Below are 20,920 nucleotides of genomic sequence, written 5' to 3'. Positions count from 1 at the left end.
ACCGAGCGCCCGGCTTCGGCAGGCGTCGACGCAGCGACGGTGACCCGTGCGCAGGGCGGCAGCCGCTGGACGCGTCGCAGCAGCGACGTTGATCGTGCGCGGGCCGGCGGATGCCGGACACCAGTCGCGGACCGAGCGCCCGGCTTCGACAGGCGTCGACGCAGCGACGGTGGCCCGTGCGCAGGGCGGCAGCCGCTGGACGCGTCGCAGCAGCGACGTTGATCGTGCGCGGGCCGGCGGATGCCGGACACCAGTCGCGGACCGAGCGCCCGGCTTCGACAGGTGTCGACGCAGCGACGGTGACCCGTGCGCAGGGCGGCAGCCGCTGGACGCGTCGCAGCAGCGACGTTGATCGTGCGCAGGCCGGCGGATGCCGGACTGCAGTCGAAGACCGCGCGGTGGGCGTCGGAGCCGTCGTGGTGGCCCGTGTGCGGGGCGGTGGGTGCCAGGCGGCGGTCGGGGTGGCTTCGGTCCGGCGAGGGTTCGTCAGACCTTCGGCTGGGCGCCCGGGGCCAGGGCGCCGCACAGGGCCGTGGCGCTGTCCGTGGTGTAGGGGTCGGTGCCCGCGGGGCCGCCCGCCTTGGCCGTCTGGCCCGCGAGCAGCGGGCGCAGGTGGTTCGCCGAGTCCTCGGCGCAGGACAGCGGGCCGGCCTGGACGTAGGAGACGACCAGCTCGGCCTGGTGCATGCGCAGGTCGTCCCGGTCGAAGCGGAAGTGCAGCTCGCGCCGGACGGTGAAGAGCGACGCCTCGGCCCGGTCGTCGCCGGTGGGCCGCAGGGGGTAGACGAGGGTGTGGTCGGCGGTGACCTCGAGGGTGGACGCGTCGCTCTCCGCGGCCCGCAGACTGCCCTGGACCTTGATCTCGTCGTCGGCCAGCTCGGCCCGGGACGGGTCGAAACGCACCAGCCACCCGGTGGGTGCGTGCCGGCCGTCGGCGGCGGGGCGCTCGAAGCTCTCGTCGAACTGGTCGAGCTGGTCCGGGTCCAGCAGCACGCGTACGGAGCGGATCTCCCCGCCGGCCAGCACCTCCGGGTCGAGCGCCGAGCGCACGATGTAGTTCTTGGCGGTGGTCAGGGCGTTGAGCACCTGCTCGTCCGAGAAGTGCGCGGTGCGCCGGGCGGCCGGCAGCGGCACGCCCTCGGCGCCGGAGCGGAAGTGCGCGGCGGGGCTGTGCGCGTACAGGTGCTCGGCGTCGGCGGCACCCGGAACCGCGCCCTGGGGGGCGAGCGGGATCACGGTCATCCGCACGGGCTCGGTCGGCTGCCGCGCGGCGGGGCTGTGCTGCGGGTTCCGGGCGCCCATGTAGATCGCGGTGCCGAAGGCGACGACGATCAGGACGATCAGGATCAGCGCCTGCCGGGACAGGCTTCCGCGCAGCGGCGGGCGGCGGCGTACGGCGGGCGTGTGGTCGGCCATGCGTTCCCGGGCGGAGTACTCCTGGAGGCGGGCAGCGCGAACGAACGACTCGTCGAAGACGACGGATCGGTACTCGTCCTCTCCGCCTCCGGGGGCGCCCTCGGGTGTCCCCTCAGGCGGGTCGCCAGGCCCTCCCATACCTTCAGGGTAGGTCTGCGGGCACCCCGGTAAACGCCCTGGTACACGACAAGTTCGGACAGGTTCTCACTGCCGCGGGGCAGGTCAGGGACTGCGCGGTATCACCGGGACGGCCGGTTGGGAGTAGTCGGCGGAGGCCGAGGGGGTGACCCCTCCGCCCTGCTCCGGGCCGGTCGAGGCGGGCGGCGGGACCTGCTCGGGACTGCCCTCCGAGGAGGCTCCCCGGTAGACCGCCGTGAAGGCCAGCGCGACCATGCCGATGCCCATCACGAGGGCGAGCATCCAGGCGACGGGCCGGTGCCAGCGGACCTGCTTGCCGTAGCTCGCGGGAGCGCCGTACGGGCGGTCGAGGGGGTCGACGTCGTCGTCCAAGTCGTCGAGGTCCCCGTCGTCGGGGTCTCGGCCGAAGTCGCCGTACCCGTCGTCGTAGCGCTCGCGTCTGCCGTGGGCGCGGCGGGCCGCCTCGGCCTCCGATGCCTCGGCCCTGGCCTGCGCCGCGGCCAGCAGGCGTTCGACGGCGGACGGTTCGTGCACCGCTGCCGCCTGTACGAACGCCTCGTCGAAGACCACGGAGGCGAACTCTTCGTCCGACACCCCGCGGTCGTGGTCGTCGTCGGGCTCCCAGCCGTCAGGGAACGGCATACCCCCCACGTCCTCCGGCACGGATCCAGAGTAGACCTGGGGGGTCAATTTGGGCAGACGGTATGGAAATTCATCCCGTGGGCGAGATGCCCCGACCGGGTTACGGACGCACCCGGAGGCGCCTGCCACCCGCGTGCGGTCAGTGCCGTACGTGCCCGTCGCCGGTGACGATGTACTTGGTGCTGGTCAGCTCCGGCAGTCCCATCGGGCCCCGGGCGTGCAGCTTCTGGGTGGAGATGCCGATCTCGGCGCCGAAGCCGAACTGGCCCCCGTCGGTGAACCGGGTGGAGGCGTTCACCGCAACCGTGGTGGAGTCGACCAGCTGGGTGAAGCGGCGGGCGGCCTGCTGCGAGGTCGTCACGATGGCCTCGGTGTGGCCGGAGGTCCACAGCCGGATGTGCTCGACGGCCTTGTCGAGGGAGTCGACGACGGCGGCGGCGATGTCGTACGACAGGTACTCCGTCTCCCAGTCCTCCGGCGTGGCCTCGACGACGGTCGCCTCGGAGTCCTTGGCGTACGCCATCACGCGCTCGTCTGCGTGCACGGTGACCCCGGCCCGGGCGAGGGCGTCCAGGGCGCGGGGCAGGAAGTCGGCGGCGATGTCCTGGTGGACCAGGAGCGTCTCGGCGGCGTTGCAGACGCTCACGCGCTGTGCCTTGGAGTTGACCAGGATCTCGACCGCCATGTCGAGGTCGGCCTGCGCGTCCACGTAGACGTGGCAGTTGCCGGTGCCGGTCTCGATGACCGGGACGGTGGACTCCTGGACGACCGTGTTGATCAGGGAGGCGCCGCCGCGCGGGATGAGCACGTCGACCAGGTCGCGGGCCCGCATCAGCTCGCGCACGCTCTCACGGCTCTCGCCGGGCACCAGCTGTACGGCGTCGGCGGGCAGCCCGGCCCCGCCCACGGCGTCACGGATCACCCGGACGAGGGCGGTGTTCGACTGGTACGCCGAGGACGAGCCGCGCAGCAGCACCGCGTTGCCGGACTTCAGGCACAGGGCGGCGGCGTCGACCGTGACGTTGGGCCGGCCCTCGTAGATGATGCCGACCACGCCGAGCGGCACCCTGACCTGGCGCAGGTCGATGCCGTTGGGGAGGGTGGAGCCGCGGACGACCTCGCCGACCGGGTCGGGCAGCGCGACGACGTCCCGTACGTCGGAGGCGATGGCGCGGATCCGCTCGGGGGTGAGGGTCAGCCGGTCGATGATGGCCTCGGACGTCCCGGCGGCGCGGGCCTTGGCCACGTCCTGGGCGTTGGCCTCGACGATCTCGCTGGTACGGACCTCCAGGGCGTCCGCGACGGCGAGCAGCGCGTCGTCCTTCGCGGCCCGCGGCAGCGGCGCGAGGTCGGCCGCGGCGGCCTTGGCCCGGTAGGCGGCCCGGGTGACCGGGGACATCGAGTCGTACGGCGAGAGCGTGGTCATGGGGGAAGCGTAGTGCGCCGGTGAGGGACGTTCACCGGTCGTCCCACGAGCCGAGACACGCCGCGAGACCGGCTCAGAACGGGTGAACTCCGACAGGGGTCGCGGGCGCCGGGCCGTATCCCGCGGCGATGCGCTGGTGGTAGGTCGCGCGGTCGATGACCTCCAGGCCGACGATCTCCCAGGGCGGCAGTCCCGCGGTCTGCCGGTGCTCGCCCCACAGGCGCAGGGCGACGGCGGCGGCGTCGTGCAGGTCGCGGGCCTCCTCCCAGTACCGGATCTCCGCGTGGTCGTCGGCGTATCTGCTGGTCAGCAGGAAGGGGTGGTCGTGGGCGAGCTGTTCCAGGGCGCGCCGCACCTCGGTGAGCGGGGCCCGGGTGCCGGAGACGCTGAGGGTGACGTGCCACAGGCGCGGGGTGTGCGCGGGTTCCTCGCCGCGGAACCGGTCTCCGGCCGCGACGCTCGTCAGGGTCCGCTCGTCACCGGCCGCCCGAGGGCCCGTGCCACCGCGCGGCCCGGCACCGCCCCGCGATCCGGTACCGCGGGAGCCGGCACCACCGCGGGACGCGGGCGTCCCAGGGCGCACTCCGCTCACGACGGCCTCCTTCACGCACGCGGATCGACCCGGTGGTCGGCCGGGCTTGGCTCTCAGGAAAGTTGAGCAGGCCTCGGAAGATCGCGGGGCGGTTTTGCGGAACGTGCACCACCGATTCGGGGACGATTCAACCTATTACGGGTGCAGGATCACCAGATCGTCCCTGTGTACGACCTCGCGTTCGTACGCCGGTCCGAGGTCGCGCGCCAGTTCCCGGGTGGAGCGGCCGATGAGCCGGGGGATCTCCTTGGCGTCGAAGCTGACGAGCCCCCGGGCCACCGCGCGGCCCCGCCCGTCCCGCAGCTCCACGGGGTCGCCCGCGCTGAACTCGCCCTCGACGCCGGCGATCCCGGCCGGCAGCAGCGACTTGCGGCCCTCCACGACCGCGCGCACCGCCCCGTCGTCGAGCGTGATCGCCCCCTGCGGGGTGGACGCGTGCTGGAGCCACAGCAGCCGGTCCGCCGAGCGCTTGCCGGTGGGGTGGAAGTAGGTGCCCGTGTCCCCGCCCGCCAGGGCGTCGGCCGCGTGGACCGCGCTGGTCAGCACCACGGGGATGCCGGCGGCGGCGGCGATCCGGGCCGCCTCGACCTTGGTGACCATGCCACCGGTGCCGACGCCCGCCTTGCCGGCGCTGCCGATCTCGATGCCCGCCAGGTCCGACGGGCCCCGCACCTGCGCTATCCGCGAGGTGCCCGGCTTGCTCGGGTCGCCGTCGTACACGCCGTCCACGTCGGACAGCAGCACCAGCAGGTCGGCGCGGACCAGGTGGGCGACGAGGGCGGCGAGCCGGTCGTTGTCGCCGAAGCGGATCTCGTCGGTGGCGACGGTGTCGTTCTCGTTGACCACCGGCAGGGCGCCCATCGCGAGCAGCTTGTCGAGGGTGCGGGAGGCGTTGCGGTGGTGGGAGCGGCGGCTCATGTCGTCGGACGTCAGGAGCACCTGTCCGACCCGGACGCCGTAGCGGGCGAAGGAGGCGGTGTAGCGGGCGACCAGCAGTCCCTGGCCGACGCTGGCGGCGGCCTGCTGGCGCGCCAGGTCCTTGGGGCGGCGGCGCAGACCCAGCGGGGCGAGTCCGGCGGCGATGGCACCGGAGGAGACGAGGACGATCTCCCGCTCTCCGCCGCCCACCCGTCTCCCGCCACCACCCTCAACCGAGGCCCTGCGGGCCGCCCCCTCGTTCCGCTCCTTCGCCAGCACGTCCACGAGCGCGTCCACACGGTCGGCGTCCAGACCCCCCGACGCCGTGGTCAGCGACGAGGAACCGACCTTGACCACGATCCTGTGGGCCTCGCCCACGGCCTGCCTTGCCCCTGCCACTGTGCCGCCTGTCCTCTCGCGTCGCCACGCGCCGGTCCGAACCCTCGTCAGGCAATCTACGCGAACGGGATCGTGGGCCGCGCCACGGTCCAGGCTGCGGACAACCCGGCCATAGCACGTCGACGCCGCGGCGGTCCGCACGACACCCGCGTGTCGTCGGCAGGCCGGCGCGCGTTGACCCGGATGTCCGATGCGCGACGAGCCTGGAGCGACCGCAGTGCCCGTACCCCTGCCCCGCCGCCTCCCCCGCCGGCAGACCGCCGTGAAGCTGCTCGTCCTGGGCGTGCCGGCGGCCGCCTTCCTCGCGCAGGCCGTGGGCGCGCTGCTGCCGCACCTGCCGCTGCTGCTCGCCGCGACCGCCGGTTCGCTGGCCGCCGAGGGGGTGCTGTACCGGTGGCAGCGCGACGTGCTGTCGCTGTTCGCCAAGTCGCACGCGGACGTCACGGTGCGGCACGTGCTGCGGGACCTGCTGCTCGTGGTGGGTCTGCTGCGGCTCGGCGAGCAGGACCGGGAGACGGTCTACGCCCCGCTCGTCGCCGGTCTGCTCGCCTTCTACGGGCTGCACTGCGCCATCCAGGGGGTCTCCGTCCTGGTCCACCGCACCCGGACCCTGCCCGTGGTGACCCGGAACATCGACGCCTCGGCGCTGCGGCTGTCACCGGCGCCGCCCGCGCTGCTGCGCCGTCCCGGGCACCGGCTGCCGGTCTTCGGCCTGCCGTCGACGGCCGGGCTGCTGGCCACGGCGGCCACCGACGCGCCCGTGTACGGCGCGGCCGGTCTCGCGCTGTCCCTCGCGGTGGCGCTGGCCGGCCTCGGGGCGCTGCTGGTGAGGCTGCTGCCGGGGCGCCGGCCGGCGGGCGAGCAGGAGGTGCTCGACTGGTTCGAGGCGTGGCTGGCGGAGTACCGGCCCACCGTCGGCCTGTACTTCTCCGGCGGCGCCTCCTCGGCGTACCAGGCGAACATGTGGCTGGAGCCGCTCGCGAAGCTGGACGGACGTCCGCTGATCGTGCTGCGCGAGCGGCTCATGGTGCAGCGGATCGCCGCGACCGACATCCCCGTCGTGTGCCTGCCGAAGGTGTCCACGCTGATGCGCCTGGAGCACTCCACGCTGCAGGTCCTCCTCCATCCCTCGAACTCCGGCAAGACCTCCCAGGTGCTGCGCATCCCCACGATCAAGCACACGTTCGTCAACCACGGGGAGAGCGACAAGCTGTCCTCGTGCAATCCGTACGTGAAGGCGTACGACGAGGTGTGGGTGGCCGGTCCCGCGGCGCGCGAGCGGTACGCGCTGGCCGAGGTCGGCGTCGAGGACAAGGACGTCGTGGAGATCGGCCGCCCCCAGCTGGACGCGGTGCGGCCGTACGCGGGGCCGCCCTCCGGTCCGTACACGACGGTCCTGTACGCGCCGACCTGGGAGGGCTGGGACGGCAACCCCGGCAACTCCTCGGTGGCCGCGGCCGGCGAGAACCTCGTGCGGGCGCTGCTCGCCGACCCGGGCGTACGGCTGCTGTACAAGCCGCATCCGCTGACGGGATCGGTGGATCCGCGGGCCCGCGCCGCCGATCTGCGCATCCGTGAGCTGCTGCGGGCGGCGAACCGGGAGCGGACGGGCCCGCGGCCGGAGGCGGCGACGGCGGCGGAACGGGAACGCCTGGCGGCGGAGTTGGGGCGGCTCACCGCCGGCGGCTCGCGGCCCGCCGCCGACCAGATGGAGCGGATGCTGCGGCAGTCGCAGCCCCAACCGGGTCGGGCCGCGGCGGTGGCGCGGGCCACGGCCGCCTGGGAGGAGGCCTACTGGGCCTCGCTGCCCCCGTGGGAGCACCAGGTCGTCACGGACGCCCGGCCCACGCTCTATTCCTGCTTCAACCGGTCCGACCTGCTGATCAGCGACGTGTCGAGCGTGATCAGCGACTTCCTGGCGAGCGGCAAGCCGTACGCGGTGGCGAACACCAGCGGGCTCGCGGAGGACGTGTTCCGCAGGTCCTTCCCCACGGTGGCGGCGGCGACCGTGCTGACGCCGGACGCGACCGGGGTGCCACGGCTGCTGGAGACGGTCCGGCACCCCGAGCGGGACGAACTGGCCGGGGAGCGCGCCGCGTTGGCGCTGCGGCTGCTGGGTCCCGCCGAGCCGCCGTCCCAGGAGCGTTTCGCCGGGGCCGTACGGGCGCTGTGCGCGGCGGCCGGGGAGCACCGGGTGCGGATGGCGCGGCGGCTCGCCGACGAGCCCACCGCACCGTGGCAGACGGAGCTTCCCGCGCCGCGGCACGAGCCCGCGCCGCTGACCACCGCCGCCCCTCCGGAGGGCCCCGGCCTCCGTTAGCGACGCCGGCGGCACGCGGCGCGGCAACCGGGGCCCGGGGCGCTGGGAGTGCCGTACGTCAGCTCGGGCGCACGGGGCGCCGGCACGTCACCACGGGCACGTCACCGCCGGGGCGGCAGCCGCCGGTCGGCTCAGCCGCGTCGGTGGCACCAGCCCTGCCAGGCGGACTCGATCATGTCGTCCAGGCCGTGGCGGGCCGACCAGCCGAGTTCCTCGCGGGCGCGGTCGGCGGAGGCGACGACCCGGGCCGGGTCGCCGGGCCTGCGCTCCGTCACCCGGGGGGCCACGTCCTCCTGGCCGGTGGTCTTGAGGATGCGGTCCACCATCTCCCGGACGGAACTGCCCTCGCCGCGTCCGATGTTGAGGGTGAGCGCCGTTCCGGCCGGGGCGTCCGTCAGCCGACGGGCCGCCGCGAGGTGGGCGGAGGCGATGTCCATGACGTGGATGTAGTCGCGTACGCAGGTGCCGTCCGGCGTGTCGTAGTCGGCGCCGAAGATCCGCGGGGCGTCCCCGGCCTCCAGCCGCTCGAAGACCATGGGGATGAGGTTGAACACACCGGAATCGGCCAGTTCGGGTCCCGTCGCACCGGCGACGTTGAAGTAGCGCAGGGACGCGGCGCGGAGGCCGTGGGCCCGGGCGGCGGCGTTGATCAGCCATTCGCCGATCAGCTTGCTCTCGCCGTAGGGGCTCATCGGCGCGCAGGGGGTCTCCTCCGTGACGAGGTCCACGTCCGGCATCCCGTAGACGGCGGCGGACGAGGAGAAGACGAGCCGGTCCACCCCGGCCGCCGTCATGGCCTCCAGGAGGGTCTGCAGGCCCGTGACGTTCTCCCGGTAGTAGCGCAGGGGCTGCTCCACCGACTCCCCCACCTGTTTCTTGGCCGCGATGTGCACCACACCTGTCACAGCATGGTCACGAATGGCGCGCTCCAGGGCGACCGGGTCCAGGACGCTGCCGACGACCAGCGGCACACCGGCGGGCACCCGGTCGGCGCTGCCGGTGGACAGGTCGTCGTACACGACCACGTGCTCACCACCCTCCACCAGGGCGCGCACCACATGCGCACCGATGTACCCGGCTCCGCCCGTGACCAGCCAGCTCATCCTCATGCCTCCCAGGACTTCGTCTCTGGGTGCAGACTCGTTCGTGGGCTGCCGAAAATCGAGTCGGGCAGATGGGGCGCAAGCCGATAAAGGGGACAGGGGGCAGTGAATGTGAGGAAGTTCGCCGTTTCCGGCGAAGCGAAAGATTCAGGCCCCCGGTACCGGCCAATTCCGGTGGTGGCGAGCCACAGACTGTCCGACTACCGTGCCCGCGGAAACTTCACGTGAATCCTTTACGCTGATCCGGCGGCGCGCTCCCGGCCCACCGGCGCCCGGAGCGCGTTCCGGTCCCAGCCCGCGGTCCCGTGGTCAGTTCTCGGAACAGGTTGTAAGGATGCCCAAACTCTCTCTCGTCGTTCCCGTGTACAAGGTGCAGGGCTATCTGCCCGAATGCCTTGACTCCGTGCTCGGGCAGGACTACACGGACTTCGAGATCATCGCCGTCGACGACTGTTCGCCGGACGGGTCAGGGGCCATTCTCGACGAGTACGCGGAACGGGACACGCGGATTCGTGTGATTCACCTCACGGAAAACGTGGGTCTGGGGCGCGCGCGGAACGCCGGACTGGAAAAGGCCGAGGGCGATTACGTCCTGTTTCTGGACAGTGACGACACGTTGTCCGACGGCGCGCTCACGGCGATAGCCGACCGAATCGAAGCCACCGGTAATCCCGAGATACTCATCTACGACTACGCCCGCACCTACTGGGACGGCAGGATCCGCCCCAACCTGCGGGCGGACCTGCTCAAGAGCGACGGCGGCCCGGAGACCTTCTCCCTCGCCGACCGCCCGAAGCTGCTGGACCTGCTTCAGATCGTCTGGAACAAGGCGTACCGGCGCGACTTCGTCGCCCGGACCGGGCTCACCTTCCCGCCCGGGTACTACGAGGACGCCCCCTGGACCTTCTGCTCCCTGATCAGCGCCGAGCGGATCGCCCTGCTGGACCGCGTCTGCGTGCACTACCGGCAGCGCCGTGAGGGCGGCAACATCCTCAAGACGGTCAGCCGCAAACACTTCGACGTCTTCGACCAGTACCGGCGCGTCTTCGACTACCTCGACGCGCACGAGGAACTCGCCGAGTGGCGCGGCCCCTTGTTCCGCAAGATGGTCGACCACTACCTGACCATCCTGGAGCGTCCGGGCCGGCTGCCGCAGGACGCCCGGGCGGAGTTCTTCCACCGCGCCTCGGCCGACTACCGCGCCCGCCTGCCCAAGGGCTTCACGCGGCCGGCCGGCGGACGCGGCCACAAGTACGGGATGCTGGAGCGCGACGCGTACGCGACCATGATGAGCGCCCTGACCGCGGTGAAGTTCCGCCAGACGGCGAGGAGCCGCGCCCGTACCGCGATCAACCGCTCCAAGCGCAGCGCGATGGGCGTCTTCTACCAGTCCCAGCTGAGGCTGCCGCTGGACGAGAACCTGGCGCTGTTCTCCGCCTACTGGAGCCGCAGCGTCTCCTGCAACCCCGCCGCCATCGACGCCGAACTGGCCCGTCTCGCCCCGCACGTGCGCCGGGTGTGGGCCATCCGGGCGGACGCCGTGGACCAGGTGCCCGAGGGCGTGGACTACGTCCGCGTGGGTTCGCGCGAGTACTGGGCGGCCCTGGCACGCGCCAAGTACCTGGTGAACAACGTGAACTTCGCGGACGCCGTGGTGAAGCGCGAGGGCCAGATCCATGTGCAGACCCACCACGGCACGCCGCTGAAGACCATGGGCCTGGACCAGCAGAAGTACCCGGCCTCCACGGACATGGACTTCGTCAAGCTGCTGGAGCGGTGCGACCGCTGGGACTTCAGCATCAGCTCCAACCGCTTCTCCACCGTGATCTGGGAGCGGGTCTACCCCTGCTCCTACACCACGCTGGAGACCGGCTACCCGCGCAACGACGTCCTCGTCGGCGCGGGCGCCGAGGACGTCCGCCGGGCACGTGCCGCGCTGGGACTGGCCGACGGCACCAAGGCGTTCCTGTACATGCCGACCCACCGCGAGTACCAGCCGGGCTTCACGCCGCCCCTGGACCTCGCCCGGCTCGCCCGCGAACTGGGACCCGACGTGACCGTCCTGGTGCGCGGCCACTACTTCTACGGCAGCTCCCCGCACGTCGCGGAACTGCGCCGCACCGGCCGGATCGTCGACGTCTCCGGACACCCCCGGGTGGAGGAGCTGTACCTCGCCGCGGACGCCCTGATCACGGACTACTCCTCGGCGATGTTCGACTACGCCGTCCTGGACCGTCCGATCATCAGCTTCGCCCCCGACTGGGACGTGTACTCCGCCGTGCGGGGCACCTACTTCAACCTGCTCCAGGAGTCGCCCGGCGCGGTGGCGACCACGCAGGCGGAGCTGCTCCGGCTCCTCGTGTCGGGCGAGTACGACAGCCCGGAGACGACCGAGCGCCGGGACGCCTTCCGCCGGCGTTTCTGCGAATTCGACGACGGACACGCAGCCGAACGCGTCGTGCGACGCGTCTTCCTGGGTGAACAGACGCCGCTGCCCGTCGTCCCGTTCGACGAACGGCCCCACGCCCCGACTCCCGCCCAGGCGCTCGAACTGGTCGAGCGGGCCTGACCTTGATAGGAGATCACCAAGCCATGGCCCCTCGGCTCAGTGTCATCGTCCCCATCTACGACGTGGAGCGTTATCTCCCCGCCTGTCTGGACTCGCTGGCGGCGCAGACGTTCCGCGACTTCGAGGTACTGATGGTGGACGACGGTTCGCCGGACGGCTCCGCCGCCATCGCCGAGGAGTACGCCTCCCGCGACCCGCGTTTCAAGCTCATCCGCAAGGAGAACGGCGGCCTGGGTGCCGCCCGCAACACCGGCATGGCCCACCTGGCGCCGGAGTCCGAGTTCCTGACCTTCGTCGACAGCGACGACCTCATACCCCCGGACGCCTACCGGCTGATGGTCGGCAGCCTCGACGAGAGCGGCTCCGACTTCGCCACCGGCAACGTCTTCCACCTCAGGGGAGAGAAGACCTGGCAGGTGCCGCTGATGCGGATGCTGGCCGGCGAGGCCCGGGTGGGAACCCACATCTCCCGCTACGCCAAGCTCGTCGCCGACCGCATCGCGTGCAACAAGGTCTTCCGCCGCACCTTCTGGGAGAAGCACGGCTTCGCCTTCCCCGAGGGCCGGCTGTACGAGGACACCCCGGTCACCATGCGGGCCCACTACCTCGCCGACAGCGTCGACGTCATCTCGGAGCCCTGCTACTTCTGGCGGCTGCGCGAGGGCGAGTCCGCCCCGTCCATCACCCAGCGCCGCACCGACCCGGCGGGTGTGCGCGACCGCGTCACCTCCGTGATGGAGATCAGCGCCTTCCTCGCCGAGCAGCCCGGTGAGACCTACGCCCGGCTCAAGCGCGAGTACGACACCCGCGTCCTCAGGGACGACCTGCGGCTGTTCCTCAACGTGGTGCCCGACGGCGACGAGGAGTACCGGGCGGAGTTCCTGCGCTCGGCCAACCGCTTCCTCGACAGCATCGACCCCAAGCTCGTCATGGACCTCCCGGCCGAACTGCGCGTGCAGTGGCTGCTGGTGCGCAAGCACCAGATGGAGGAGCTGATCGCCCTGCTGGCCGGCCAGCGCCGCCGGGAGACGCCCGAGGTCAGCGGCCTGGTCCGCAAGTACGCCTCCTTCCCCTCCCTGGAAGGTGCCGATCTGCACCTGCCCAAGGAGGCCCTGCGCATCGACCAGCACCTGCGCATGCGCGCGCCGCTGCAGGAGGTGAAGTGGGTCGGCGGCAAGCTCGTGCTGTCCGGCAACGCCTGGATCGACAAGATCGACCTGCCGTCGCGCAAGGCGTCGGTCAAGGTGCTGCAGCTGCGCAAGGACCGCTCCCGCCGGCGCGTTCTGCTCCCCGCCCGCAACATGCTGCGCCCCGAGGTCACCACCGACTCCGGCCAGGACCGCTACAACTACGACTGGGCCGGCTGGGAGGTCACCATCGACCCCGCCCGGTTCCGCAAGGGCGGCGAATGGCAGGAGGCGCTGTGGCACGTGGGCCTCGGCATCTTCTCCTCCGGTCTGGTGCGGCGCACCGCCGTCCACTCCAGCGGCGGCGCGGCCTGCAACTTCCCGCCCTACCACTGGCTGAGCCCGGACTTCCGGCTGCTGCCTTCCATCGAGCGCGGCGCCCTGAAGCTGCGCATCGAGAAGGTCCGCGCCCTGATCACCGGCCGTGCCCTGGAGGGCGACCGGATCAAGGTCACCGGCGAGATCCGCGAGCCCCTGGCCTCCGACGAGCAGGTGGTGCTGCGGGCCAAGAACCAGAAGGGCGCGGAGACGCTGGAGTACCCCGTCTCCGTGTCGCGCGACGGCTCAGGCCAGGCGTTCTCGGTCGAGGTGCCGGTGGCCGACGTGGCGCTGGTCCTCCGCGAGGGCGTGGACGCCGAGGCCCAGCCGGAGAAGCGGACCTGGTCCACGGTGCTGGTCGCCACCGACCGCGAGGGCAAGGAGCGCCGCTTCGGCACGGTGATGCAGGAGGGACTGGCCGACGCCGAGTTCCCGCTGCCCGCGTCGCTGGGTGACCAGGCGCACCGGTGCCAGCTTGCCGTGGTGGCGGGTCACACCGGCTTCCTGAAGTTCTCCGGCCGTACCCGTCGTGCCGTGATCGACGGTGCGACCGTGCGCGACGGCCGGATCGTGCTCACCGCGCACGCCGATCCGCGACTGGCCGGCGCCCGCTTCCTGCTCAAGCCGCGCAACCGCTACGAGGAGCGCTTCGTCGAGACCCGCTGGTTCGACGGCGGCCGCTTCGAGGTCTCCTTCGACCCCTCGAAGCTCGGTGGCAACGGCACCGTGCCGCTGCGCGCCGGCCGCTGGAACCTCTTCCTGCGGCCCGAGGAGGCGGACGCAGCCGACGTGCCCTTCGTCGTCGACCGGCTGGCCGCGGACTCCTTCCCGGTCCAGGCCGAACTCGGCGGCCGCCGCTACTGGCTGGAGAACCGCTGGGGCGACTTCCCGCAGCTCAACGCCCGTTCCGAGCTGAGCGACCTGGAGCGCGGCCCGTTCCGTCAGCGGCAGCTGCGCCGTGAGGTGTACGAGCCGCTCTTCCAGCAGCCGCTGAAGGACCAGGTCTTCTACCTGAGCTACAACGGCAAGCAGTTCTCGGACAGCCCGCGCGCGATGTACGAGGAGCTGGTGCGCCGCGGCTCGGACCTGAAGCACCTGTGGGCGGTCCGCGACGGCCAGGTCGCGCTGCCCGAGGGCGTCGAGCGGGTCCGCATGTGGGGCCGTGAGTGGTACGAGGCCCTGGCCTCCAGCCGCTACATCGTCACCAACGCCCACCTCCCCGACTGGATCGAGCGCCGCCCCGGCCAGGTCATCGTGCAGACCTGGCACGGCACGATGCTGAAGAAGATCGGGCACGACATCGACACGCTCCACTTCGACCGGCGCTACCAGGAGAAGCTGGCGCTGGAGGCCAAGCAGTGGAGCCTGTTGGTGTCCTCCAACCGCTTCAGCACGCCGATCCTGAAGCGGGCGTTCTCCTACGACGGTGAGATCCAGGAGGCGGGCTACCCGCGCAACGACTACCTGTACTCGCCCGACCGGGACAAGATCGCCGAGCGGGTGAAGAAGCAGCTGGGCCTGCCCGAGGGCAAGAAGGTCGTCCTGTACGCGCCGACCTGGCGGGACGACCAGTCCCACAGCGCCGGCCAGTACCTGTTCGACCTGCGCATCGACCTGGAAGACGCCCAGCGCCGCCTGGGCGACGACCACGTGCTGCTGATCCGCCGCCACTCCAACGTGGTGGACGCGGTGCCCGGCGCGGGCAACGGGTTCGTGTGGGACGTCTCGGAGTACCCGGACATCGCGGACCTGTACCTGGCGGCGGACATCATGATCACGGACTACTCGTCGGTGATGTTCGACTACGCGCACCTGAAGCGGCCGATGCTGTTCTTCACGTACGACCTGGAGCACTACCGGGACACGCTGCGCGGGTTCTACTTCGACTTCGAGCAGGACTCCCCCGGCCCGCTGATCAACAACTCCAAGGAGCTGGTCGACGCCCTCCGGGACATCGACCGGGTCCAGAGCGAGTACCAGGAGCGCTTCGACCGCTTCCACCACCTGTTCTGCGACCTGGACGACGGTCACGCCTCCCAGCGGGTCGTCGACCGGATGCTGGAGCAGGCGCGGGAGATCTGACCGACGCCGGCACGACGAGGGCGGGGCCCGGAGGAGATGTTCCTCCGGGCCCCGCCCTCGTCGTGTGGTGGGATCCGGGTCAGAGCCGCACGGTCTTCACCGCGAACTGGCTCAGCGCCGTGAAGTAGGGCCGCAGTTCCGTACGGACGCGCGCGGGCGGCCGGGGCGCGGGCGTCTGGCCCAGCGCCTTGCGGGACTTGCGCACCACCCGGGTCAGCACGGTGGGCGACGGTCCCGCGGGACCGCTGATGACCGGGCGCGGGAAGGTGAAGACGTTGATCGGCTCCAGCACGTCGGTGGCCAGTTTGGCCAGCGGCACCCGGGGCGCACCGGACGCGGGACGCACGAAGAAGTCCCAGATGACTTCCTTCTCGTCGGCGTCGCCGTGCTCCCGCACCAGGGCCGGGCAGTCGATGTCCGTCTCCACCCAGCCGTCGCCGGCGACCCGCAGCGGGAAGGACAGCACCCGCTCCTTGTTCCGGCGGTGCACGGCCTCCACGACCGCGCCGTCGGCGGGCTCGGCCCCCCACAGTTCGGCCCGCAGGGCGATGACCCGCTGGTCCACCCGGACCGGCCCCACCTCGGCGTGGACGTCGCGCCGGGCACTGCGCAGCCGCAGGCCGCCGTCCTCGTGCCGGTGCGGCAGCAGCAGCGCCAGGGACGGCCCCTGGGGACGCGGCAGCTCGACGGCGAGCAGGTCCCGGGTGTCGCAGCCGTAGCCGTCGGTGCCGAGCGCCACCTCCATGCCCGTGTGGGTCGCCAGGGACAGCTCCCAGGTGCCGTGCGGCACACCGGCGTCCCAGGGCACCAGGGCGTCGCCCGCCGGGGAGAAGGCGAAACGGAACTCGTCGCCGCCGGAGCCCGCCTTGCGCAGCACCAGGTCGGTCGGTCCGGCACCGGCCGGCAGCGGGCCCACGGCGACGTGGACCGAGCCCTCGCGGTCCACCCGGGCCGTGGCGTGCCGGGGCAGTTCCTTGCGGGCGAAGGCCTCTTCGAGGATGGCCTCGAAGCGCTCGCGGCTCGCCCTCTCGTGGAACCGCTCGGCGTTGCGTACGGCGGCGGCGGCCATCTTCAGGCGCAGTTCGTCGTCCTGGACGAGCCGCCGGATCGCGTCGGCCATGGCGTCGACGTCGCCGCGCGGGACGATCAGGCCGTCCTCGCCGTCGGTGAGGATGTTGCGCGGCCCGTGGTCGGCGTCGGTGGCGACGACGGGCAGCCCGGCGGCCATCGCCTCGACGACGACGTTGCCGAACGCCTCCCGCTTGGAGGGCAGGACGAAGATCGAGCCCTTGCCGAACTCCGGGGTGACCGGGGAGGTCTGCCCCATCAGCAGGATGCTGTTCGACAGCCCCAGTTCCTCGATGCGGGCCCGCAGCTTGTTCTTCTCGGCGCCGTGGCCGTAGATGCGCAGGGTCCAGTCCGGGGCGACGGCGTGGACCTTGGCGAACGCCTCGATCAGGAGGGCGTGGTTCTTGTTGTCGGTCAGGTGGCCCGCGGACACCACGACCTTGTTGGTACCGGTGGACCGGATCGGGGACGCGGGAACGCAGTTGGGCATCACCGCGAGGCGGTTGCGCACCGCCGGCACCTGCCCCGCGATGCTGGCGACCTCCTCCGGGGTGAGCGCCGTCAGGGCGTCCAGGAACCGGTAGGCGGGGAAGAGGCGCTCCTTGATGTCCTTGGCGTAGATGGACGGCATGGAGTGCTCCTGGGTGACCTTCAGGTAGTCACCGCGCGCCTGCGCCAGCATGATCGTGTTGCGCGGGCTGGAGCTGACCACCACGTCGGCGTCGGTGGTGTCGAGGTACTCCAGCAGCCGGAGTTCCGCGAGCCGGCTCACCACCGGCGTCTTGGCACCGACGTTGAGCGGGTAGATCAGCGGGAACTTGTCGGACAGCGGGTCGTCCACGTCGGAGACCGGGGAGTGCGGCCGCATGTCGCTCAGCACCCGCACCGACACCCGCGGGTCCAGCGGGAAGTACGACTCGTCGCGCACCTTGCGCAGCGCCACGATCTCGACCTCGTGCCGCTCGGCCAGCGCCCCGGCCAGGTTCTGCGTCGCGCTGACCACGCCCCCCATGTGGCACAGGTCGCGGACGAGGAATGCAATCTTCAACTCAGCGGCTTCTCTCTGCTACGGGAAACGGCTGGTCGTTCCGCCCCCACCCCTGGCCGACCGTACGCGGCCACATCCTTCCCACAAAGTACACACACTCGTTCGGCCGGAGGTCACGGACTCGACACACCTCCGCAACCCTGCGGGCAGCCCTCGCCGGCCGGCCCGCGGGTGCGGTCGTACTGGTAGACGGGAAAAGACCTAGAAGGGTTCGAAGTCGTCGAACTCGCGCTGTACCTCGTCCCGTTCGGCCTGCCGGTCCCGGCGTCGCTGGGCGGCGGGGCGCGGGGCCTCGAAGCGGTGGTCCTCGCCGCGGCGGCCGAGCATCTCGGCGCCGGCCGTCATCGACGGCTCCCAGTCGAAGACGACCGCGTTCTCCTCGGGGCCGATGGCGACGCCGTCGCCGCCGCGGGCGCCCGCCTTCACCAGTTCCTCCTCGACACCGAGGCGGCCCAGCCGGTCGGCCAGGTAGCCGACGGCCTCGTCGTTGTTGAAGTCGGTCTGACGCACCCAGCGTTCGGGCTTCTCGCCGCGCACCCGGAACAGGCCGTCCTCCTCGCGGGTGACGGTGAAGCCGGCGTCGTCGACGGCCTTGGGCCGGATGACGATGCGCGTGGCCTCTTCCTTCGGCCGGGCCGCGCGCGCCTTGGCCACCAGCTCGGCCAGCGCGAACGACAGCTCCTTGAGCCCGAGATGGGCGACCGCGGACACCTCGAAGACCCGGTAGCCGCGGGCCTCCAGGTCCGGCCGGACCATGTCGGCGAGGTCCTTGCCGTCGGGCACGTCGATCTTGTTCATGACGACGATGCGGGGCCGGTTGTCGAGGCCGCCGTACTCGCGCAGCTCCGCCTCGATGACGTCCAGGTCGGAGAGCGGGTCGCGGTCGGACTCCAGCGTCGCCGTGTCGAGGACGTGCACCAGCACGCTGCACCGCTCCACGTGCCGCAGGAACTCCAGGCCGAGCCCCCTGCCCTGGCTGGCGCCGGGGATGAGTCCGGGGACGTCCGCGACGGTGTAGACGGTCGAACCGGCCGTCACCACGCCCAGGTTCGGCACGAGGGTCGTGAAGGGGTAGTCGGCGATCTTCGGCTTCGCCGCGCTCAGCACGGAGATGAGCGACGACTTGCCGGCGCTCGGGTAGCCGACGAGCGCCACGTCGGCGACGGTCTTCAGCTCCAGGACGATGTCCTGGAGGTCCCCGGGCTCGCCGAGCAGCGCGAAGCCGGGCGCCTTGCGGCGGGCGGAGGCCAGCGCCGCGTTGCCGAGGCCGCCCCGGCCGCCCTGCGCGGCCACGTAGGAGGTGCCGTGCCCGACCAGGTCGGCGAGGACGTTGCCGGCCTTGTCGAGGACCACGGTGCCGTCGGGGACGGGCAGGATGAGGTCCTGGCCGTCCTTGCCGGAGCGGTTGCCGCCCTCGCCGGGCTTGCCGTTGGTGGCCTTGCGGTGCGGGGAGTGGTGGTAGTCCAGCAGGGTGGTCACGGACTGGTCGACGGTGAGGATCACGTCGCCGCCACGGCCGCCGTTGCCGCCGTCGGGGCCGCCCAGCGGCTTGAACTTCTCACGGTGGACGGAGGCACAGCCGTGGCCTCCGTTACCCGCGGCGACATGCAGTTCGACGCGGTCCACGAAGGTGGTCATGGTTCAGTGCCTCCAGAAAGTACGAAAATGTCTTAGCTGTAACACGTCAAAGGCGGACCCTCTTCCCCGAACGGGAAGTGAGGTCCGCCTCGACGAATCGCTCTACGGAAGCCCTGGTCTAAGAGACTCAGGCGACCGGAACGATGTTCACGACCTTGCGGCCACGGCTGGTGCCGAACTGCACCGAACCGGCCTGCAGCGCGAACAGGGTGTCGTCGCCGCCACGGCCGACGCCCGCGCCCGGGTGGAAGTGAGTGCCGCGCTGGCGGACCAGGATCTCACCCGCGTTCACGACCTGACCGCCGAAGCGCTTCACGCCGAGCCGCTGGGCGTTGGAGTCGCGACCGTTCCGAGTGGACGATGCGCCCTTCTTGTGTGCCATCTGTTCTCAGTCCCTTACTTCGCAGCCGTGGGGATCTCAGTGACCTTGATCGCCGTGTACTGCTGGCGGTGGCCCTGACGACGACGGTAGCCGGTCTTGTTCTTGTAGCGCAGAATGTCGATCTTCTGGCCCTTGTGGTGGTCCACGACCTCGGCCTGGACCTTGATGCCGGCCAGCACCCACGGGTCGCTGGTCACGGAGTCGCCGTCGACAACGAGCAGGGTCGAGAGCTCGACCGTGTCGCCGACCTTGGCGGTGGAAATCTTGTCAACCTCGACGATGTCGCCGACAGCAACCTTGTGCTGACGACCACCGCTGCGCACGATCGCGTACACGCGGAACTCACTCTCTCGCTCGGGAACGGCACCCCCGCAGTCCAGCCGCCCGGCGACAGACGCGAGCGGCCTCTCCCGGTCACTCGCGCGCCCGGAAGGAAGAGGTTTACGGGGATGTGGCGGGTCAGTCGACACGCCGACGGTCAAGGTTACGGGGCCCGCCCCACAAGGGTCAAACCGGGCCCGCGGTCACCGGAGCCCCGGCTCAGCCGCCGACCGACGCGGCGTACTCGGCGTACGCCTCCTCGATGCGCGTCGGCGACAGGTCGAGGTGCTCCAGGATCGTGTACCGGCCGGGCCGGGTCCGCGGGGCGAACTCCACGGCCCGTACGAATTCGTCGTCGCCGAACCCGATCTCCTGCGCCACCACCGGCAGCCCGTGCCGGCGCAGTGTCTCGGCCATCAGCCGGGAGCCCTCGTGGTCGCCCCTCAGATGCGTCGCGAAGGCCGCCCCGATGCCCACCTGTTCGCCGTGGCTGGCGGCGCGCCCCGGGTAGAGCAGGTCGAGCGCGTGACTGATCTCGTGGCAGGCGCCGGAGGAGGGCCGCGTGTGCCCGGCGATCGACATCGCTATGCCCGACAGCACCAGTCCCTCGGCCAGCACGGTCAGGAACGCGTCGTCGCCGCAGCCGCCCGGGTGGCGCAGCACGGCCTCGCCGGCCTGGCGGGCCATCGCGGCCGCGAGACCGTCGACCTTCTCGCCGTTGACCCGGTGGGCCAGCTCCCAGTCCGCGACCGCGGAGATGTTGGAGACGGCGTCGCCGATCCCGGAGCGCACGAAACGGATCGGCGCCTCGCGTATCACCGCGAGGTCGACGAGGAGCGCGATGGGCGTCGGCACGCCGTACGATCCCCGGCCCGCGTCGTTGTCCAGGATCGACACCGGCGAACAGATGCCGTCGTGGGAGAGGTTGGTGGCCACGGCGACCATGGGCAGTCCGACGCGTGCCGCCGCGAACTTGGCGCAGTCGATGACCTTGCCGCCGCCGAGGCCGACGATCGCGTCGTACCGGCCGCCCTTGACGGCGTCGGCCAGCCGCACGGCGTCGTCGATCGTTCCGCCGTCGACCTCGAACCAGTCGGCGCCCGGCAGGGACGCCGACAGCCGCTCGCGCAGGCGGGCCCCCGAACCGCCGCTGACGGCGACGGCGAGCCTGCCCGACTGGGAGATCCGCTGATCCGCGAGGACGCTCGCCAGGTCGTCGAGGGCACCCGGGCGGATGTCGACGACGACCGGCGACGGAATGAGCCTCGTCAGTACCGGCACGCGATCTCCCGGCCCTTGGCGAGGTCGTCGTGGTTGTCGATCTCGACCCACTTGACGTCACCGATCGGCGCC

Annotated in this window: 14 protein-coding genes and 1 pseudogene; 3 read left to right on the top strand and 12 right to left on the bottom strand. The window is 71.6% G+C overall.

The window, feature by feature from the left end; translation table 11 throughout:
* Positions 1–486: 486 nt before the first annotated feature.
* The 5 genes from IE260_RS12605 to proB form a co-directional block, all read right to left on the bottom strand.
* The gene (locus IE260_RS12605) at positions 487–1,554 is read right to left on the bottom strand and encodes an SCO2583 family membrane protein (protein ID WP_189871033.1); all 1,068 of its coding nucleotides are present in this window, start codon (positions 1,552–1,554) and stop codon (positions 487–489) included.
* Between the two features lie 84 nt (positions 1,555–1,638).
* Positions 1,639–2,217, bottom strand: coding sequence for an SCO2584 family spore wall biosynthesis protein (locus IE260_RS12600; RefSeq protein WP_229880717.1), 579 nt, complete (start codon positions 2,215–2,217; stop codon positions 1,639–1,641).
* 118 nt (positions 2,218–2,335) lie between these two features.
* Entirely contained in the window at positions 2,336–3,622 is a 1,287-nt protein-coding gene (locus IE260_RS12595) for a glutamate-5-semialdehyde dehydrogenase (RefSeq protein WP_189871029.1), read from the bottom strand.
* 73 nt (positions 3,623–3,695) lie between these two features.
* Positions 3,696–4,205, bottom strand: coding sequence for a DUF8830 family protein (locus IE260_RS12590; RefSeq protein WP_189871547.1), 510 nt, complete (start codon positions 4,203–4,205; stop codon positions 3,696–3,698).
* A 144-nt stretch (positions 4,206–4,349) separates the two neighbouring features.
* Positions 4,350–5,531 (bottom strand): glutamate 5-kinase, encoded by a 1,182-nt coding sequence (gene proB, locus IE260_RS12585; RefSeq protein ID WP_189871027.1) that lies wholly within the window; start codon positions 5,529–5,531, stop codon positions 4,350–4,352.
* A 190-nt stretch (positions 5,532–5,721) separates the two neighbouring features.
* Between proB and IE260_RS12580 the strand changes: the two genes are divergently transcribed.
* Positions 5,722–7,851: a hypothetical protein gene (locus IE260_RS12580; protein ID WP_229880715.1), complete on the top strand. Its 2,130-nt coding sequence runs from the start codon at positions 5,722–5,724 to the stop codon at positions 7,849–7,851.
* A 131-nt stretch (positions 7,852–7,982) separates the two neighbouring features.
* Here the strand turns inward: IE260_RS12580 and galE are convergent, their stop codons facing one another.
* Positions 7,983–8,954: a UDP-glucose 4-epimerase GalE gene (galE, locus tag IE260_RS12575; protein WP_189871025.1), complete on the bottom strand. Its 972-nt coding sequence runs from the start codon at positions 8,952–8,954 to the stop codon at positions 7,983–7,985.
* A 334-nt stretch (positions 8,955–9,288) separates the two neighbouring features.
* Between galE and IE260_RS12570 the strand changes: the two genes are divergently transcribed.
* Together IE260_RS12570 and IE260_RS12565 are read left to right on the top strand one after the other, a co-directional pair.
* Positions 9,289–11,523, top strand: coding sequence for a bifunctional glycosyltransferase/CDP-glycerol:glycerophosphate glycerophosphotransferase (locus IE260_RS12570; protein ID WP_189871023.1), 2,235 nt, complete (start codon positions 9,289–9,291; stop codon positions 11,521–11,523).
* Between the two features lie 23 nt (positions 11,524–11,546).
* A complete protein-coding gene (locus IE260_RS12565; protein WP_189871021.1) occupies positions 11,547–15,110 on the top strand; it encodes a bifunctional glycosyltransferase/CDP-glycerol:glycerophosphate glycerophosphotransferase in 3,564 nt (1,187 codons plus the stop codon).
* 79 nt (positions 15,111–15,189) lie between these two features.
* On the opposite strand, the gene IE260_RS12560 is transcribed toward IE260_RS12565, so the two are convergent.
* The 6 genes and pseudogenes from IE260_RS12560 to IE260_RS12535 all read right to left on the bottom strand — a co-directional run.
* A complete protein-coding gene (locus IE260_RS12560; RefSeq protein ID WP_229880713.1) occupies positions 15,190–17,226 on the bottom strand; it encodes a glycosyltransferase family 4 protein in 2,037 nt (678 codons plus the stop codon).
* Between the two features lie 201 nt (positions 17,227–17,427).
* Entirely contained in the window at positions 17,428–18,864 is a 1,437-nt protein-coding gene (gene obgE, locus IE260_RS12555) for a GTPase ObgE (protein ID WP_189871019.1), read from the bottom strand.
* 127 nt (positions 18,865–18,991) lie between these two features.
* Positions 18,992–19,246, bottom strand: coding sequence for a 50S ribosomal protein L27 (rpmA, locus tag IE260_RS12550; protein WP_006132816.1), 255 nt, complete (start codon positions 19,244–19,246; stop codon positions 18,992–18,994).
* A 14-nt stretch (positions 19,247–19,260) separates the two neighbouring features.
* Positions 19,261–19,581, bottom strand: a complete 321-nt coding sequence (rplU, locus tag IE260_RS12545) for a 50S ribosomal protein L21 (protein ID WP_004001309.1) — start codon at positions 19,579–19,581, stop codon at positions 19,261–19,263.
* 205 nt (positions 19,582–19,786) lie between these two features.
* Complete coding sequence (locus IE260_RS12540) at positions 19,787–20,848, bottom strand: iron-containing alcohol dehydrogenase family protein (protein WP_189871017.1); 1,062 nt, start codon at positions 20,846–20,848, stop codon at positions 19,787–19,789.
* Positions 20,836–20,920, bottom strand: a pseudogene (locus IE260_RS12535) (phosphocholine cytidylyltransferase family protein); the annotation flags it as partial. The gene IE260_RS12540 and the pseudogene IE260_RS12535, both read right to left, overlap by 13 nt.

It is taken from the genome of Streptomyces viridiviolaceus (assembly GCF_014650995.1).
GTDB classification, from domain to species: Bacteria; Actinomycetota; Actinomycetes; order Streptomycetales; family Streptomycetaceae; genus Streptomyces; species Streptomyces viridiviolaceus.
Note: the sequence above shows the minus strand (reverse complement) of the source record. Positions and strands in the feature narration are given on the sequence as shown.